This is a genomic window from Mycobacterium sp. RTGN5, assembly GCF_033804465.1.
Taxonomy (GTDB): domain Bacteria; phylum Actinomycetota; class Actinomycetes; order Mycobacteriales; family Mycobacteriaceae; genus Mycobacterium.
In genome coordinates this window covers 17,615-34,886 of sequence record NZ_JAPZLA010000013.1, presented here as the reverse complement: position 1 = coordinate 34,886, position 17,272 = coordinate 17,615, and the positions used below count along the sequence as shown (strand labels likewise).

Below are 17,272 nucleotides of genomic sequence, written 5' to 3'. Positions count from 1 at the left end.
GGGGGGGGGGGGGGGGGGGGGGGGGGGGGGCCGCGGGCGCCCCCCCCCCCCCCCCCCCCCCGGCCCCGCGCCGCCCCCCCCCCGCGGGGGCCCCCCCCCCCCCCCCCGCCGAAATCGCCGTTACGCCGGGTGCAGGGTCACCGGGATGCCCGAGTACCGCACCATGCCGGTCACGGTGTCGATATCGTCCTTGTTGGTCAGGCGATTGACATTGGCGTCGTGATGGCCGTGTGGAATCGACACGACTCCGCGCCGGATTGAGTCGTCAACCCTTGCCACACCGGTCAATTCGCCGCTGACACTGCGCACGGTCACGGGTTGGCCGTTGGCAATCCCCGCGGCTTCGCCGTCCGCGGGACTGATCAGGATGTCGGCGCGTTCTCCGAGAAAATCAAGCTGGCCGTTGAGCTTCTTGCGCTGCCGGCGCGGCACCATCATCAGTGGTGCGGACGCCGGTTGCAGTGCGGTCAGCTGGTCGACCAACAGCGGGGGAGCCAGTCGCCAGCCACCCATCCGCTCGATGTGCTCGTCGACCCACGGCGCCGGTAGCGGCTGCGGGGCCTCGGCCCAACCCGTGGCCGCCACTTCGTCGAAGGTGGATCGGGCGCCGGCCAGCAGGACCGCAAGCACGTCGTCGTCGGTGCTCGTGTCCGGGTCGCCCAGATTGCCCATGTCGTAGCCGAGTCGTCGACCGAGTTCGGCGAACACCCACCACATCGATCGCCGCTCGCCGACCGGGGCCACGACGGGCGGCGTGTACTGCACGGAGACCCGCGAACTCAGGACGTCGTGAAGGGTGATGTCGGACCGTTCCAGCGGATCCTTGGTCGGCAGCACGTGTGTCGCCAATTGCGTGGTCTCGTTGTTGATGATCTCGGTGGTCGCGAAGACTTCGAGGTTCTGCAGGGCCGGGATCAACTTCCCCGTCTCAGGCATACACGTCACCAGGCTGCCGCCGACGTTGATCAGCGCGCGGATGTTCCCGGCCGCGACCTCGTCGGGCAGCACGGCGCACGGCCATTCGTTGATGAACGCCTGAGCCTCGGGGCGACTGCGCGGGCCAGGACCGAACGATCCCTCGATTGGGGTGATCGGCAGTAGATCGCCGAAAACTTCGAGCTGGTAAGCGAATCCGGGGTGAAACCAGGTGCCGCCCGGCCGGTTCATCGCGCCGGTCAGGATCATCAGCACCCACGCCAGCCACTGGGTGACGTTGCCGCGATCGGCCGTCATGGTCACGCCGGTGCCGGTTTCGATTGCGACACAACCGGCTTCGCGGACGGCGGTCGCCAGCCGCGCCAATTCGTGGCCGGGGACGTCGGTCAGCGACGCGGTGTGCTCGAGGGTGAACGGCTCGACGGCTGCGGTCAGCTCATCCAGGCCCTGCACCGGCACATCGGTTTTCCTGCCGTCGATCAGGATCTCTCGGACCAGGTAGGCCAATATCGCGTGGTCGGTACTGGGGCGCGGCGCCAGATGACCGGTGGCCAGCCGCGCGGTCTCGGTCCGTCGTGGGTCGATCACCCAGACCTGTCCGCGCTTGGCGATGTCACGCACCGTGCCTGTCGGGTTGGGCATCGAGATCGCATGGCCATGGGAGACAACCGGATTAACGCCGACGAGCATCAGAAAGTCGCTGTGGTCGAGGTCCGTTCGGCCGGACAGTCCCATGAATCCGCCGACCAGATCGGAGATCAGCGGTTTGGCGGTGCCGTCGATGGTCAGCGGACTGAACTTGGCCGGGGTGCCTATCGCGGCGTGCAGGGCTTCGGCCATCCGGAAGCCGGCGCTCTCCATGGTGCTGAAGTAGAAGCCGACCGCCTGGGGGCCGTGTTCGTCGATGATCGCCCTCAGCCGGGTGGCCAGGTCGTCCAGGCAGGTGTCCCATGAGGTGTCCTGCAACTGGCCGTCCACCCGCATCTGCGGCCGTTCAAGACGGTCGGGGTGGTGGTGCAGCTGCGGCAGTGCCCGGCCCTTCCCGCAGGTATAGCCCTTCGAGAACGGGTGGTCCTGGTCGCCGTGGACGCGGAGCACCTCGTCGCCCTCGACGTCGACGAGGATGCCGCAGACCGACGTGCAGACCCGGCAGAAGCTGCGCACCGTATGCATATGGCGCAAGCTACTCGCCTGGCGTGCCAAGTACTTGATATTGGGGCAAATGCTGAGCGAATGCTCAGCTCGCCGGTCAGAAGTAGGCGTTGGCCGGGATCGGCGTGCCGTGCAACAGGTTCTGGCCGATGACCCTGGCCTTGTAGGCCACCGGGTTGTGCAGCGTGATCGTGCGGATGTTGCGCCAGTGCCGGTCCAGGTTGCGCTGGCGGCTGGCCGCGCTTGCCCCGCCGAGCTCGAGCAGCCGGGTGGCGGCCTCGGGCGCGACATCGTCGAGGTGGACCTTTACCTTGGCGACCTTGAGCTGAGCCTCGGCGGCCAGATCGGCGTCGGGCACGCCGTCGTGTACTGAGTCCGTGGCTGCCTCGATGGCCGAGGCCGCATCGAGTACGGCGGCCCGCGCGATCGAGGCGGTACTGGCCAGCTCACCGAGCTGACGCTGATAGAGCGGATCGTCGACGGGATTCTCGGTCAGCGCGTGGCTGAAACTGCGCGTGCGCGACCGCAGCAGCTCGACACCGTCGTCGACGATCGTCTGCAGCACACCGGCGACCACGGCATGGATGTAGAGCTGTAATGACGCGTACTGGACGGTCGGCACCGGCTCGGCGTCGTACGACGTGTCGGTCAATACCTCATCGGGCGCCACATCGACGCTGGTGAACGTCGTGGTTCCGGTGCCCGTCCGGCGCTGGCCGAAGCCGTCCCAGTCATCGACAAGCCGGACACCGTCACGGTCGGCGGGAACGATCACCGTGGCCACCGAGTCGTGGTCGGTGGTCGCCGTGACGGTCAGGTAGTCGGCGAACAAGGTCCCGGTGCTGTAGTACTTCTCCCCGGTGAGCCGGAAGCCGCCGGGAACGGGCAGCAACCGGGTGTTGAACACCAGGCTGCCGACGGCGTTCGAGCCCTTCTCGCTGAACGCGTTGCCCACAATGTGGCCCCCGGCGACCGTGGCCAGCCACTGCCGTGACCGCGGTTCCGTAAGGGTCCGCAGCCGCTCTTCGACGAACCAGAAATGCGTGCGGAAGATGTGCGCCACAATGGGATCGGCCGAGGCGACGTCGATGACCGTCGAAAACAATTGACGGACACCGAAATTCGGACCACCAAGTTCGGCAGGCAGCCGAAGCGTGCCGAAGCCGGCCTGCTTGAGTGCGTTGACTTGGTCAAAGGGGTTCTCGTCGTTGAGGTCTCGGTCTTTGGCGCCAGCTCGGATCTCGGCGAGCAGGTCGGCGAATTCGGGTGTGCCGGGCAGGATGTGGTTGACAGGCTCCACTGTGGTCATGGCCCCGTTCTACGCCGGCGCCACGTCCATGAGCACTGCTTTGGCTCACCCCGAACCTAAGAGAGGTGCAGAGGGCGCATTCCATTCCCGGCCCGGGCGGGGCACAATCAAGCCATGGTGGGCCTGCGGCGATGACTTTGAACGAGAAGCGGCGCCGCGCCCACGACAAACTCGCGGCGCTGCCCGGAGTACGTCCTGTTCGACGTCCCGTCACCCCTGGTGGAGCCGACGAGTTCGACCTGTACTACGTGCGCACCGGCCGCAAGACCAGACATCCGCTGGTCATCATCCCCGGCGGCCCGGGTGCCGCTTCGATTGCCCTCTACCGGGGTCTTCGCCGGCGCGCTGCGGCCGACGGCCTCGACGTGATCATGATCGAGCACCGGGGCATCGGAATGTCGCGGCACGACGACGGTGGCGCCGACCTGCCGCCCGAGGCGCTGACCGTCGATCAGGTCGTCGACGACGTCGCCGCTGTGCTCGACGACGCCCAGGTGGACAGCGCCATCATCTACGGGACGTCCTATGGCACCTACATCGCCGCGGGTGTGGGGGTACGCCACCCGGCTCGGGTGTTCGCGATGATCCTGGATTCCCCGCTGCTCGATCATGACGACATCGATGTGGTGCGGCGCAACATCCGCAGCGTGCTGTGGCACGGCCAGCGGGACACCCAGGAAGTGGCCGACAAGGTCCGCCAGCTGGTCGATGACGGGGTGATGACTCCGGCGGCCGCTCAGCTGGCCGCGACCGTCTACGGGTTCGGCGGAGCCCGGCTGCTGGACCGTCAGCTGGAACTGCTGCTGGGTGGGCGGCCCCTGGTGTGGACGGCGATGGGCCGGCTCGGCGAGTTGATGGTGGGCCGAAAGGCACCCTACCGCAATGAGACTGATCTGGTCGAGCGGATCGCGTTCCGTGAGCTCAACTACGCGGCGGACCCGGACGGGTTGCCGCTCGACCCGGCGGTCGCGATGCGTGATCTCGCGGCCGGGGAGGCCCCGCGGTTCGAGGCCGAACCGTTCGATCTGGTCGCCGAGATGCCGAAATTCAGCTGGCCCACCGTGGTGATCTCGGGTGGCCGGGACCTGATCACGCCGCCGGCGGTCGCCGAGCGGATCGCCGGGCTCATTCCCGGATCGGTACTGGTGCGATTACCGACCAGCGGTCACAGCGTGCTCGACACCAAGGAGCGGGCGGCGCTGCGGATCGCCGAGGCGGCCTCCATCGGCCGGATCGACACGTTGGCGCCGCAGGAGGCGGCACTCGACGCCCTGCCGAGTCGCCCCGCGGTGCGGATGATGGTGTCGGCGATGTCACTGGCGGCGCGTGTCGAGGGTGTGCTGCCCGCGGCGCTCCCGCGCGTGGTCGCGCGTACGCTGCCCGATGTGCCGAAGCCTGCTACTTCGTGAATCCTATTGCGCTGTAGTTCAAGTCGCCCAGGCCCGCCGGGCCGTAGTTGGCCAGATTGCTGCGCACTGCGACGTTGCCTGCGGACTGGAACAACGGCAGGCTGAACACCTCACCGAAGATCAGCTTGTCCACTTCGTTGGCCAGATCGCGGGCCTTGTCCGGGTCGAGTTCGTTGAGCACCTGCTCGACTTTGGCGTCGATGTCGGGGCTGCTGATCTTGCCGAAGTTGCTCTCGGCCCCGGTGGTGTAGATCTGGTTCAGGCAGCACAACGCGAAAGCATCACCCACCCAGGAGAATTGGGCGATATCGAAATCACCCGGGATGATGTAGTTGGTGAAGAACCCGTTACCGGGCTTGGCGTCGATCTGCAGGTTCACCCCGATCTGGGCCAGGCTGTTCTGCGTGACGAGCGCGACTTGCCGGGTGGTCTGCGCGTCGTAGAGGACATCGCGGATGACCAGCTGCTTGCCGTCCTTCTCGCGGAACTGCCCGTTGAGCTTCCAGCCAAGGGCGTCGAGCTCCTGCTTGGCCTTCTCAGGGTCGTAGGCCACCACCTGACTGTTGTCCTGGTACCCCTTCTGGCCCGCCACGTAGACGTGATTGTTCAACGGCACGGGTTTGTCGACCAGACCGCGTTGTGTCACATCGGCAATCGCCTGCCGGTCGATGCCTTTGGCGACGGCCAGCCGCAACGCCTTGTCCGACAAGATCGCGCCCGGTGCGCCGTTGATGGTGAAGTGATACCAGCTCAGGCCTGGCGATCGCCGGATCGAGACACCCTGGGTCCGGCGCGCGATGGTCAGCTCATCCAGCGAGCCCAGGCCGGTGGCGTCGATCGTGTTGTTCTGCAGCGCAGGGATTCTCGCCGCATCATCGAGCACAAGGAAGGTGAACGAGTCGAGCAGCGGTGGAGTGCCCCACCACTTGGGATTCCGCGTCAGCACGATGCGCTGGGCGGTGCGGTCCAGCGATGAGATCAGGAACGGGCCCGCGGACGGTCCGGGTCCGTTGAGCTGACCCTTGTTGAACACGTCGGGGTTGCCGGTCATGGCCTTGGGCGACAGCATCGTGTTTCCCGCGAACATGCCGCGCCATTCGGCGTAGTGCTTGGCGAAGGTGATGACGGCCTGGCGGTCGTCGACGCCACGGGTGACCGAGGCGACGCGGTCGCTGCCGTTGGGCGAGGCAATGGCGTAGGCCTTGTCCTTGCCGCTGGTCGCGTTGATCTGGGAAGCGATGTCCTCCCAGGTGATCGGGGTGCCGTCGGACCAGACGGCCTTGGGGTTGATGGTGTAGGTGACGACCTGCGGATCCGTGCTCGTCAGTTCGACGCTGGTGAAGTAATCGGTGTTGACCTTCATCGATCCGTCGGCGGCGATCACGAATGCGCGCGGCATGGTCGGCCGCAGCATCGCGCCGGTGTCGGCCTCGTTTCCGTCGATGTTCAGGATGTTCCAGTTCGACGGGAAGGACGACAACGCCAACCGCAGATTGCCGCCGTTGCGCAGTGTTGCCGGGTCTTGCGGGTTGATATCGCTCGTCGCGCCGAGTTCAGCGTTGCCGCCGGCGGACGGAACCTCCCGCTTGCCGCTCGAACAGCCGGCCGCCACCAGACTCGCCACGACTGCCAGCACTGCAATTCGGCCGGCGTGCCGGCGGATCAATGGGGTCACGCCCTGATGCTAGCGGCGAGTGGGATCCGGTTGCGGGATAGCGGCCAGCAACTTCTGTGTGTACTCGTGCTGTGGGTTGGCGAAAATGTCGTCGGCGTCGCCGTACTCGACCATCGCGCCCCGGTACATCACCACGACGCGGTGGGCGAGGTGCTTGACCACCGACAGGTCGTGCGAGACGAACAGATAGGACAGGTCGAACTCGCGCTGTAGGTCGAGTAGCAGGTTGATGATGCCCGCCTGAATGGACACGTCGAGCGCCGAAACCGGTTCGTCGAGAGCCAGGATCTTGGGCTGCAGCGCCAATGCTCGCGCGATGCCGATGCGCTGTTTCTGCCCGCCGGAGAACTCGCCGGGGTAGCGGCTGGCATCGGCGCGCCGAAGACCGACGGTCTCCAGTAGCTCGGCGATGCGTGCGTCGATGCTCGTCTTGCTGAAGCCGTTGGCCTGCAACGGTTCAGCCAGCAAGTCGAAGACGGGTAGCCGTGGGTCCAGGGAGGCGACCGGATCCTGGAACACCACCTGCAGATCGCGGCGGAGTTCGCGCCGGCGCGCCGGGGTGAGGGTGGCCACGTCGTTGCCCAGGACTTCGATGGAGCCCGACTGTGGTGCGGTCAGCTCGAGGATCTCGTGCAGGGTGGTCGACTTCCCAGAGCCGGATTCACCGACGATGCCGAGGGTCTCGCCCCGGGGCAGATCGAAGCTGAGGCCGTCGACGGCACGGACCTCACCGATCTGGCGGCGGAACACCACGCCCTTGGTCAGCCGGTAGGTCCGGACCAGGTTCTGCACCCTGATCACCACGTCGCTGTCCGCGGCGCCCTCGACGGCCGCCGGTTGAGTCGACACACCATAGATCTGCGCCGCGGTGCGGCCTTTCACCTCATCGGTGCGGATGCAGGCCGCTAAATGGTCGGGATGGTCGGGCCCGACGTCCAGCAAAGCCGGCTCCTCGGTCCGGCACTCGTCGATGACCAGGGGGCAGCGTGGTGCGAACGGGCACCCCGGTTGGAGGTCCACCAGCGCGGGTGGCGCACCGGGAATCGGAACCAGCCGGGTGCCCTGCGGTGCATCGAGTCGGGGTACCGAGCCCAACAGCCCTGCGGTATAAGGCATTCGGCGGTCACGGTACAGGTCGCCGACCCCGGCCACCTCGACCGCGCGCCCGGCGTACATCACCAGCGCTCGGTCGGCGAACTCGGCGACCACGCCAAGGTCATGGGTGATGATCAGCACGCCCGCGCCGGTGACGTCGCGCGCGGTCTTGAGCACCTCGAGGATCTGGGCCTGCACCGTGACATCGAGCGCGGTCGTCGGTTCGTCGCAGATCAACAGGTCGGGGTCGTTGGCGATGGCGATGGCGATCACCACCCGCTGGCGCTCACCGCCGGACAGTTCGTGGGGGAAGGCCCGCGCCCGCTGTTCGGGCTGGGCGATGCCGACCAGTTCGAGCAGCTCGACGGCGCGTTGGCGCGCCGCCTTCTTGCCGATATCGCGGTCGTGGACGGTGATCGCCTCGGCGATCTGGTCGCCGACGGTGTAGACCGGCGTCAGCGCCGACATCGGGTCCTGGAACACCGTGCCGATGCGCAAGCCGCGGATTTTCGACATCTCGGCGTCGGACAGGCCGAGCAGCTCCTGGCCGGCCAGGCGCACCGACCCGGACACTGTGGCGTACTCGGGCAGCAGCCCGATGACCGCCATGGCCGCCGCCGACTTGCCCGACCCGGATTCGCCGACCATCGCGACGACCTCGCGGGGACGGACCTGGTAGGTCAAGCCGCGCACCGCGGTGAGATCGTCGGTGGCGGTGGGGAAGCTGACCGCGAGATCGGTGACCTCCAGCAGGGTGTCGCTCATGACTTCGTTTTCTTCCTGCGGCCCCGGCGCACGTTCGCGCTACCGGGGTCGAGGGCGTCGCGAAGTCCGTCACCGGTGAGGTTGGCGCACACCAGGATCAGCACCAGCACCCCGGCCGGGAACAGGAACACCCACGGGAACGTCGTCGCCGATTTGGTGCCGTCGGCGATCAGGGTGCCCAGCGAGACGTCGGGTGGCTGAATGCCGAAACCCAGGAAGCTCAAGCCGGTTTCGGCCAGGATCGCGACGGCGACGTTCAGCGCGGCGTCGATGATCAGGATCGAGGCCACGTTCGGAATGATGTGGCGGACAATGATCCGCGAGCTCGGCACACCCATATACCGTGCCGCCTTGACGAATTCACGCTCGCGCAGGCTCATCGTCAGGCCACGCACCATGCGGGAGCTCACCATCCAACTGAACCCGGCGAGCAGCACGATGAGCAGCGCCACGTTGGCGGAACTCTTGGTGAGCGGCGTCAGGATCGCGATCAGGATGAAGCTCGGCACCACCAGCAGCAAGTCCACCAACCACATCAGCGTCTTGTCCCGCCAGCCGCCGAAGTAGCCGGCGATCGAGCCGACGGTCGCCGCGATCGCCGTCGAGATCACCGCGACGCACACACCGATGAGCATCGACTTCTGCATTCCGCGCAGGATCTGGGCCAGCAGGTCCTGACCTAATGCGTTGGTGCCGAACCAATGATCGGAGCTCGGCGGATCTTGCAGCGCGTAAAAGTCGAGTTCGGTGTAGGACCAGGGCAGCAGCGGCGGCAAGGCATAGCAGCCGATGAAGAGCAGAGCCAGCAGGATCAGGGAGGCCATCGCCGCCCGGTTCCGCGCGAACCGGCGCAGCACCAGGGTGCGCCGCGATGCGAACTCCTCGAGTTTGACCCCGGAGCGTGCGGAGGAGTCCGTTTCCGTCATGTCACCCTCACTCGGGGATCCAGGATCGCGTAGATGACATCGGAGAGCAGCCCCGCCAGCAGCACGACGGCCCCGGAGAACACCGTGATCGCGGCGACGATATTGGTGTCCTGGGTGGCGATGCCCTGAACTACCCACTCGCCCATACCGTGCCAGCCGAAGATCTTCTCCACGAACACCGCTCCGGTGACCAAACCCGCCACACCGTAGGCAAACAAGGTCGCCATCGGGATCAGGGCGGTGCGCAGCCCGTGCTTGAACAGGGCCTGCCTGCGGGTGAGTCCCTTGGCCCGTGCCGTGCGGATGAAGTCCTGACCGAGGACGTCGAGCATCGCATTGCGTTGGTAGCGGCTGTAACCGGCGATCCCGCCGAGCGCCAGGGTGACGCTGGGCAGGATCAAGTGCTGCAGCCGGTCGATGAATCCGTTCCACGCGCCGCCGATGGCATCGGGCGACGTCTCACCCGTGTAGGAGAAAATCTGAAGTCCCAGAACCGAGTTCACCTTCAGTGCAGCCAGGATCATCAGGTTGGCGATCACGAAGGTCGGGGTGCTGATCACCAGTAGCGACAGCAGGGTTATCACCCGATCGGACAACTTGTATTGACGGATCGCACCCCAGGCGCCGACCACCACGCCGATCACCGTGCCAAGCACCGAGCCGATTATCAGCAGCCGCAGGCTCACCCCGATGCGGCGCCACAGTTCGTCGGCGACGGGTTGGCCGTTGACCGTCGTGCCGAAATCGCCGCGCACCGCACCGGCCACCCAGTGCCCGTACCGCAGCGGTATCGGCTTGTCGAGATCGAGCTCGGCGGCCTTGGCGTCGATCACGGCTTGCGGCGGTCGTGGATTGCGTTGCAGCAGGCTGTTCAATGGAGTGAACGTCAGCGATGTCAGCGTGAAGGTGAGGAACGACGCCAGCGCCAGCAGCACCAGGTAGTTGAGCAGCCGACGCGCCAGGAACCGCGTCATCGGGCGCTGTCCACCGCAGGGTGCATGCAGCACAGGGTAGGAGATGCCGGAGGTAAACGACCGCAAGACCCGGGCGTTTACCGGCGCGGTGCGTGGGTAGGCAGACGGACGTGAACGCGACCACACTCCGGCGCTTGTCGGCGGCTATCGCACTGGCACTCGCGGTGCTGACCGCGTGCACCGACAAGGGAACCACCGTCGACCCGATGACGACCAGCCCCAGTCCGACGACGGCGCACACCTCGCCGCCGATGTTGCCCAGTTCCTCGGTGGCCTCGGCCAGCCCATCCCCCAGCATGGAACCGCGATAACAGCGCCGCTGCCTGCGTCTTTGCTTCCCTGAACGGCTCGAGAGGTTTCGGCTTCGCAGGTCTCGGTTAACCAATTGCCAGCGGATTGGCAGGGAAGCCGGTCTGTGGAACCCCGACCGAGACCGATTGGAAGTGGCGAGATGCAGAACATCAGAACGCTGTCCGCCGTGGTCGGCGGCAGTGCAATTGTGGCCATGGGTGCGTTGGCGATGGCGGTGACCGAGCAGGGCGGCGACATGATCATGTCGGATCCCGGCACGTTCACCTCACCGGTGACCTCGGAGATGACGACCGGGGTGACGACGAAATCGACGGCCCCCGAAGCCACCGTGGTGCCGGCGTCGTTTACGCCGCCGGTGACCGCGGAGCCCCCCGAGGCGCCGTAGTGAGCGATTTCGGATCAGCCTGATCGTTCTTGGTGGCGGCGGCGGCGGTCGGCGCTAGCATCGCGACGTGAGCGTTACCGACGAATTCCTGGCCAACAATGTCGAATACGCGAAGACTTTCACGGGGCCACTGCCGTTGCCACCAAGTAGGCATGTTGCCGTCGTGGCGTGCATGGATGCCCGGCTGAACGTCTACCGGATCCTCGGCCTCAACGACGGTGAGGCACATGTCATTCGGAACGCCGGCGGCGTGATCACCGACGACGAGATCCGCTCGCTGGCGATCAGCCAGCGCTTGCTGGGAACCAAAGAAATCATCCTCATCCACCACACCGACTGCGGCATGCTGACGTTCACCGACGACGCCTTCAAGCGCGATATTCAGGATGAAACCGGCGTGAAACCGGAGTGGGCGGCGGAGGCTTTCCCCGACCTCGAGGAAGACGTGCGCCAGTCGCTGCGGCGCATCGAGAACAGCCCGTTCGTCACCAAGCACGAGTCGCTGCGGGGCTTCATCTTCGACGTGGCGACCGGCCAACTCACCGAGGTCATCGGCTAATTAGTGGCACAAATAGCCGCTTGACCTGCGATCCCGTCTTCTGCATTTAACTCTTGACTTCATCCGTGCGGCTCGCTAGATTCCAGGCTAGCTTTGTAATTCTGGTCAAACCTACCAACTTTACGAGGAAACCATGGCAAGTCCGGTGGTCGAACGCCCGAAGCCGGGGCAGTACGAGCTGAGCCACCTTCGGTCCCTTGAGGCCGAAGCAATCCACATCATCCGCGAGGTTGCCGCCGAGTTCGAACGGCCGGTGCTGTTGTTCTCGGGCGGTAAAGACTCGATCGTGATGCTGCACCTGGCGATCAAGGCCTTCGCCCCCGGGCGGCTGCCGTTCCCGGTGATGCACGTCGATACCGGTCACAACTTCGACGAGGTGATCTCCACCCGTGACGAGCTCGTCGAGCGGTACGGGCTGCGACTGGTGGTGGCCAGCGTCGAGGAGGACATCGACGCCGGCCGAGTCGTGGACAACGGCCCGTCGCGCAACCCGCTGCAGACCGTGACGTTGTTGCGCGGGATCCGGGAGAACAAGTTCGACGCCGCCTTCGGCGGTGCCCGTCGCGACGAGGAGAAGGCCCGCGCCAAAGAGCGGGTCTTCAGCTTCCGTGACGAGTTCGGCCAGTGGGACCCGAAGGTCCAGCGGCCCGAGCTGTGGAACCTCTACAACGGGCGCCATCGCAAGGGCGAGCACATCCGCGTCTTCCCGCTGTCGAACTGGACCGAATACGACATCTGGGCCTACATCGGCGCCGAAGGGATCACCCTGCCGGCGATCTACTACTCCCACACCCGCCCGGTGTTCAAGCGTGACGGAATGCTCTTGGCCGTCCACGAATTCATGCAACCGAACGCCGACGAGCCGGTGTTCGAGACCGCGGTGCGATTCCGCACCGTCGGCGACGTCACGTGCACCGGCTGCGTGGAGTCGACCGCCGTCACCGTCGACCAGGTGATCGCCGAGACCGCACTCTCGCGACTGACAGAACGTGGCGCCACCCGCGCCGATGACCGAATCTCCGAAGCAGGCATGGAAGACCGTAAGCGGGAGGGCTACTTCTGATGGCCACGTTATTGAGGATTGCCACCGCGGGATCGGTCGACGACGGAAAGTCGACCCTGATCGGCCGGTTGCTTTACGACTCCAAAGCCGTGATGGAAGACCAGCTGGCCGCTGTCGAGCGGACATCGCGCGAGCGCGGCAACGACTACACCGACCTCGCGCTGGTGACCGACGGGCTGCGCTCCGAGCGCGAGCAGGGCATCACCATCGATGTCGCGTATCGCTATTTCGCAACGGCCAAGCGGAAATTCATCATCGCCGACACCCCGGGGCACATCCAGTACACCCGCAACATGGTCACCGGGGCGTCGACCGCGCAGCTGGTGGTCGTGCTCGTCGATGCGCGCCACGGCCTGCTCGAGCAGTCCCGTCGCCACGCGTTCCTGGCCTCACTGCTGGGCGTGCAGCACATCGTGCTTGCGGTCAACAAGATGGACCTCATCGATTGGGACCGTGAGCGTTTCGAGGCGATCCGGGATGAGTTCCACGCGTTCGCCGCCCGGTTGGACATCCATGACGTGACCACGATCCCGATGTCGGCGCTCAACGGCGACAACGTTGTGACCAAGTCGGACAAGGCACCTTGGTATGACGGCCCGCCGCTGTTGAGCCACCTCGAGGACGTCTACATCGCCGGCGACCGCAACCTGGTCGACGTGCGATTCCCGGTGCAGTACGTGATCCGGCCGCAGACCGTCGAACACGCCGACCACCGCAGCTACGCGGGCACCATCGCCAGCGGTGTGATGCGCCCGGGCGACGAGGTCGTCGTGCTGCCCAGTGGAAAGACCAGTCGCATCACGTCGATCGACGGTCCCACGGGCCCGGTCGAGGAAGCGTTCCCGCCGATGGCGGTGTCGATCAGCCTGGCCGACGATATCGACATCTCGCGCGGTGACCTGTTGGCCCGCCCGCAGAACCAGCCGGTGCCGACAAAAGAATTCGATGCCATGGTGTGCTGGATGGCCGACGATAGCGCGTTGGAACCCGGCCGCGACTACATCATCAAGCACACGACCCGCACCACGCGGGCACGGGTCGGCGCGCTGGACTATCGCCTGGACGTCAACACCCTGCACCGCGACAAGAGCGCAACGGCGTTGAAACTCAACGAACTCGGCCGGGTGACGCTGCGCACCCAGGCGCCGCTGCTGCTCGACGAATACTCCCGTAACGCGGCCACCGGATCGTTCATCCTGATCGATCCCGAAACCAACGTGACCGTCGCCGCGGGCATGGTTCGCGATACGGCCCCGATCGCCAGTCGCGCCGCGTCGCCCAACACGGTGCGCCATCAGTCGCTGGTGAGCGCGGGCGACCGGCTCACCAAGGGGCGCACGCTGTGGTTCACCGGGCTGTCCGGCTCCGGCAAGTCGTCGGTGGCGGTGCTGGTGGAGCAGAAGCTGCTCGAACATGGTTGCCCGGCCTACATTCTCGACGGTGACAACCTGCGCCACGGGCTCAACGCCGACCTGGGCTTCTCGATGGCCGATCGTGCCGAGAACCTGCGCCGCCTGGCCCACATCGCCACGCTGATGGCCGATGCCGGTCTGACGGTCCTGGTGCCGGTGATCAGTCCACTGGAGGAGCACCGGGAGCTGGCCCGCAAGGTCCACACCGACCAGGATGTGGAGTTCTTCGAGATCTTCGTCGACACCCCACTGGAGGACTGCGAGCGCCGCGACCCCAAGGGTCTCTACGCCAAGGCCCGTGCGGGGGAGATCACCCACTTCACCGGCATTGACAGCCCCTATCAGCGGCCGAAGAATCCCGATGTGCGGCTCACCCCGCAGTACGGCTGCGACGAGTTGGCCCAGCAGGTCGTCGATCTGTTGGAGGGCCAACAGTGAGCGACCACGAACTGGCCGCCACACTGGCCACCCAGGCGGGCAAGCTGCTCCTCGGCGTCCGTGCCGAGCTGGCTGATGCGTCGGGCGCGGAGCGAAAGGCCGCTGGCGACAAGCGCTCTCACGATTATCTGATGGAGGCGTTGGCTCAGGCGCGCCCCGATGACGCGGTGCTCTCCGAGGAGGGCGCCGACGACCCGATTCGGTTGCGCAGCAGCCGGGTGTGGATCGTCGATCCGCTCGACGGGACCCGTGAGTTCTCCGAACTCGATCGCGAAGACTGGGCCGTGCACGTGGCGTTGTGGCAAGACGGCGAACTGATTGCCGGCGCGGTCGCGCTGCCGGCGCAGAACATCACCCTGGCCACTCCGGTGGTGCCCGCACCGCCGCCCGCACCGGCTGCGCCGCGCATCGTGGTGTCGCGGACGCGGCCCCCCGCGGTGGCGCTGCAGGTGCGTGACGCACTAGATGGCGTCCTTGTCGAAATGGGCTCTGCCGGAGCGAAAGTCGCAGCCGTGGTGCAGGGCTTGGCCGATGTCTATGTGCACGCCGGCGGACAGTACGAATGGGATTCGGCCGCTCCGGTGGCCGTCGCCCGGGCCGCTGGGCTGTACACGTCGCGCATCGACGGGTCCCCGCTTGAGTACAACCGGCCCGATCCGCTGCTTCCCGATCTCGTGGTGTGCCGGCCCGAGTACGCCAAGGCGGTGCTGGCCGTCACGCAGTAGCGTTTCGGCATGACTGAACCGACGACCCTTCGCGCGCTGGCGGGGCTGCCGCTGCACCCGCCGAGCCTGGCTGACTCAACTCTCATCCTGATCGACTGTCAGAACACCTACACGCGCGGCGTGATGGAGCTGGAGGGCGTGCAGGCCGCGCTGGACGAAGCCGCCGCGCTGTTGGACCGGGCCCGGTCAGCGGGCATACCGGTGATCCACATCCAGCACGACGACGGTCCCGGTTCGCTGTATGACGTCGATGGCGAGAGCGGGGCGATCGTGCCCTTGGTCGCGCCCCGCGAGGGCGAACCGGTGGTGGTCAAGAACTACCCGAACTCATTCGTGCAGACCGCTCTGGACGATCAGCTGAAGTCGGTGAGCGCGCAGAATTTGATCATCGCCGGGTTCATGACACATATGTGTGTGAACTCCACGGCCAGGGGAGCGTTCAACCTCGGGTACGCGCCGACGGTGGTTGCCCGCGCGACCGCGACACGGTCGCTGCCGGGTCTCGACGGTCCCGATATACCTGCGGGAACACTGCAGGTGGCCAGTCTCGCGGCGCTGACGGATCTGTTCGCTGTCGTGGTCCCGGATGCGGCTGCCATCCCCAGCTGAGGCCGCCAACCTTGGCCTTAGCTGAGAGAAATCCGCCCAGAACCTGAGAAAAATGGGCCTCCACTGACGAGTGGCAATGTTCCGAACCGTCGATTGTGTTGTCGATGGCGAATACCTATGAGTTTGCCAGAAGGCGTAATTTGTGCAGTTTACCCAGCTCAAGTGGAAATTTGAGTTCACTCCCTGTTCACTTCAGGGAATTTTGACTAGGCCGAAAAAAAGAATTTCTGGCAATATCGTCAATTATCCTTTTTTCTCAGGTTCCTCTCAGGTATCTTCAGCTTTGTCAGTGTTGACCCCCAGCCCGGGAGGGTTTGAAATGCAAATCTCCATACGTTCACAGCTCATTGCGGGAACTGCCGCAGTCGTCGGTGCCAGTGCTATTGCAATGACACCCGTAACGCAGGCCCATCTCGCCTTGCCCGACCTGCAGCTGCCGACCGCCGCCCAGGTCGCATTGGCGGGCTTCGACAGCCCGCTGTCCGAACTCATCGCGAGCCTCGGCCTGGCAAATACATTCATGTTCAATACTGCCGGTCCGCTCCCGCAACCACCGCCGTGGAGCTCACTGTCGGCAGTTGGTGCCCTTCCGCAGTTCATCAAAGACGGTTTGCCGATCCTGAGCCAGCTGGGCCTCAACGGATCTGACTACTTCTACCAAACGGGCAAGGGACTGGGCACGAGCGCGTTTCTGCTCAGCGAAGGCGTGTGGAACGCCGCCGGGGACCTGCTGTCCTTGGATATTCCCGGCGCAATCAACACCTTCGTAACCGCGGCAACGGCGGCCGGCCAGGAAGCGCTCGCGACCGGGCAGTACGTCTTTACGGGCGTGGTAACCCGGGCTGCGGCCGTGGCCACCGCCCTGGCAACCTTGGCGCCTCAGATCCTCACCGTCATGGTCAATCAAGGCCTGGTCGTGGTGGGTAGCATGGTGAAGGTTTTCCAGGACGCCGTCGCCGCGTTGAGCTCGGCGAATCCGTTCGAGAACACGTGGAACGCCGTTGTCGACGGTCTGTTCGGGCCCACCGGCGTTCCGGGTGCGCTCACCGCAATCACCATCGGCCCGGGCGTGAATGCCCCCGCTCCCATCTCGGCGTACGTCCCAAGCGTGCGGACGGTGATATCCACGGTGGTCAAGGACGTTCAAACGGCACTCGCCACCGCGAACCCCGCACCGCCTCCCGCAGCGGCCCAGGCCGCCGCGGCGAGCTCGTCGGCATCCTCGCTCCGCGTCGCTGCCGTGCAGGAGTCGCCGGCCGCTGACGCCGGCTCCAGCAACGGCAACTCCGCGGGTGAGAAAGCGGGAGCCGCTCACTCCAACAGTGGGTCGGCGAAGGCCGGCGGCAAGCACGGTCCCGCGAGCTCCAAGAAGGCCGGCGCCAAGGCTTCGGCAGGCAAGTCCGCGAAATAATTCACTGCACCCTGAAAACTTGGTGCCCCGCCTTTGCGAAAAGGAGGGGCACCTTGTTTTTCGTCCGCGTCAAATTCGAATAATTGAATTTCGGAAATTGGGTCTCCTCTCTTAGCT

At 65.7% G+C, this 17,272-nt stretch carries 15 protein-coding genes; 9 read left to right on the top strand and 6 right to left on the bottom strand.

Annotation, left to right across the window (positions count from 1 at the left end; genetic code table 11):
- Window positions 1–120: 120 nt before the first annotated feature.
- Together SLQ31_RS29390 and SLQ31_RS29385 are read right to left on the bottom strand one after the other, a co-directional pair.
- Complete coding sequence (locus tag SLQ31_RS29390; RefSeq protein WP_319437723.1) at window positions 121–2,109, bottom strand: molybdopterin-dependent oxidoreductase; 1,989 nt, start codon at window positions 2,107–2,109, stop codon at window positions 121–123.
- Window positions 2,110–2,185: 76 nt separating this feature from the next.
- Complete coding sequence (locus SLQ31_RS29385; RefSeq protein ID WP_319437722.1) at window positions 2,186–3,397, bottom strand: acyl-CoA dehydrogenase family protein; 1,212 nt, start codon at window positions 3,395–3,397, stop codon at window positions 2,186–2,188.
- A 131-nt stretch (window positions 3,398–3,528) separates the two neighbouring features.
- On the opposite strand from SLQ31_RS29385, the gene SLQ31_RS29380 reads away from it, so the two are divergent.
- Window positions 3,529–4,806: an alpha/beta fold hydrolase gene (locus tag SLQ31_RS29380; RefSeq protein WP_319437721.1), complete on the top strand. Its 1,278-nt coding sequence runs from the start codon at window positions 3,529–3,531 to the stop codon at window positions 4,804–4,806.
- Here the strand turns inward: SLQ31_RS29380 and SLQ31_RS29375 are convergent.
- From SLQ31_RS29375 to SLQ31_RS29360, 4 genes are read right to left on the bottom strand one after another with little or no spacing between them, the layout of a single operon-like run.
- Complete coding sequence (locus SLQ31_RS29375; RefSeq protein ID WP_413643299.1) at window positions 4,796–6,442, bottom strand: ABC transporter family substrate-binding protein; 1,647 nt, start codon at window positions 6,440–6,442, stop codon at window positions 4,796–4,798. The genes SLQ31_RS29380 and SLQ31_RS29375 overlap by 11 nt on opposite strands.
- A 48-nt stretch (window positions 6,443–6,490) precedes the next feature.
- Entirely contained in the window at window positions 6,491–8,341 is a 1,851-nt protein-coding gene (locus SLQ31_RS29370) for an ABC transporter ATP-binding protein (RefSeq protein ID WP_319437720.1), read from the bottom strand.
- Window positions 8,338–9,267 (bottom strand): ABC transporter permease, encoded by a 930-nt coding sequence (locus SLQ31_RS29365; RefSeq protein WP_319437719.1) that lies wholly within the window; start codon window positions 9,265–9,267, stop codon window positions 8,338–8,340. Before SLQ31_RS29365 ends, SLQ31_RS29370 begins: the two co-directional genes overlap by 4 nt.
- Window positions 9,264–10,241, bottom strand: a complete 978-nt coding sequence (locus tag SLQ31_RS29360; RefSeq protein WP_319437718.1) for an ABC transporter permease — start codon at window positions 10,239–10,241, stop codon at window positions 9,264–9,266. The genes SLQ31_RS29365 and SLQ31_RS29360 overlap by 4 nt, the downstream gene beginning before the upstream one ends.
- A gap of 110 nt (window positions 10,242–10,351) precedes the next feature.
- Here SLQ31_RS29360 and SLQ31_RS29355 point away from each other — a divergent pair, with 110 nt between their 5' ends.
- The 8 genes from SLQ31_RS29355 (at window position 10,352) to SLQ31_RS29320 (ending at window position 17,155) form a co-directional block, all read left to right on the top strand.
- Entirely contained in the window at window positions 10,352–10,552 is a 201-nt protein-coding gene (locus tag SLQ31_RS29355; RefSeq protein WP_319437717.1) for a hypothetical protein, read from the top strand.
- A 140-nt stretch (window positions 10,553–10,692) separates the two neighbouring features.
- Entirely contained in the window at window positions 10,693–10,938 is a 246-nt protein-coding gene (locus SLQ31_RS29350) for a hypothetical protein (protein ID WP_319437716.1), read from the top strand.
- A gap of 67 nt (window positions 10,939–11,005) precedes the next feature.
- Window positions 11,006–11,497 carry a carbonic anhydrase gene (locus SLQ31_RS29345; protein ID WP_319437715.1) on the top strand — a complete coding sequence of 164 codons (492 nt, stop codon included), beginning with the start codon at window positions 11,006–11,008 and terminating at the stop codon, window positions 11,495–11,497.
- 133 nt (window positions 11,498–11,630) lie between these two features.
- Window positions 11,631–12,560 carry a sulfate adenylyltransferase subunit CysD gene (gene cysD, locus SLQ31_RS29340; RefSeq protein ID WP_319437714.1) on the top strand — a complete coding sequence of 310 codons (930 nt, stop codon included), beginning with the start codon at window positions 11,631–11,633 and terminating at the stop codon, window positions 12,558–12,560.
- A complete protein-coding gene (gene cysN / locus SLQ31_RS29335; protein ID WP_319437713.1) occupies window positions 12,560–14,410 on the top strand; it encodes a sulfate adenylyltransferase subunit CysN in 1,851 nt (616 codons plus the stop codon). Before cysD ends, cysN begins: the two co-directional genes overlap by 1 nt.
- Window positions 14,407–15,135, top strand: a complete 729-nt coding sequence (locus SLQ31_RS29330; protein ID WP_319437712.1) for a 3'(2'),5'-bisphosphate nucleotidase CysQ — start codon at window positions 14,407–14,409, stop codon at window positions 15,133–15,135. The genes cysN and SLQ31_RS29330 overlap by 4 nt, the downstream gene beginning before the upstream one ends.
- Before the next feature lie 9 nt (window positions 15,136–15,144).
- The gene (locus SLQ31_RS29325; protein ID WP_319437711.1) at window positions 15,145–15,744 is read left to right on the top strand and encodes a cysteine hydrolase family protein; all 600 of its coding nucleotides are present in this window, start codon (window positions 15,145–15,147) and stop codon (window positions 15,742–15,744) included.
- 388 nt (window positions 15,745–16,132) lie between these two features.
- Window positions 16,133–17,155 carry a hypothetical protein gene (locus SLQ31_RS29320; RefSeq protein ID WP_319437710.1) on the top strand — a complete coding sequence of 341 codons (1,023 nt, stop codon included), beginning with the start codon at window positions 16,133–16,135 and terminating at the stop codon, window positions 17,153–17,155.
- The last annotated feature ends 117 nt before the right edge of the window (window positions 17,156–17,272 follow it).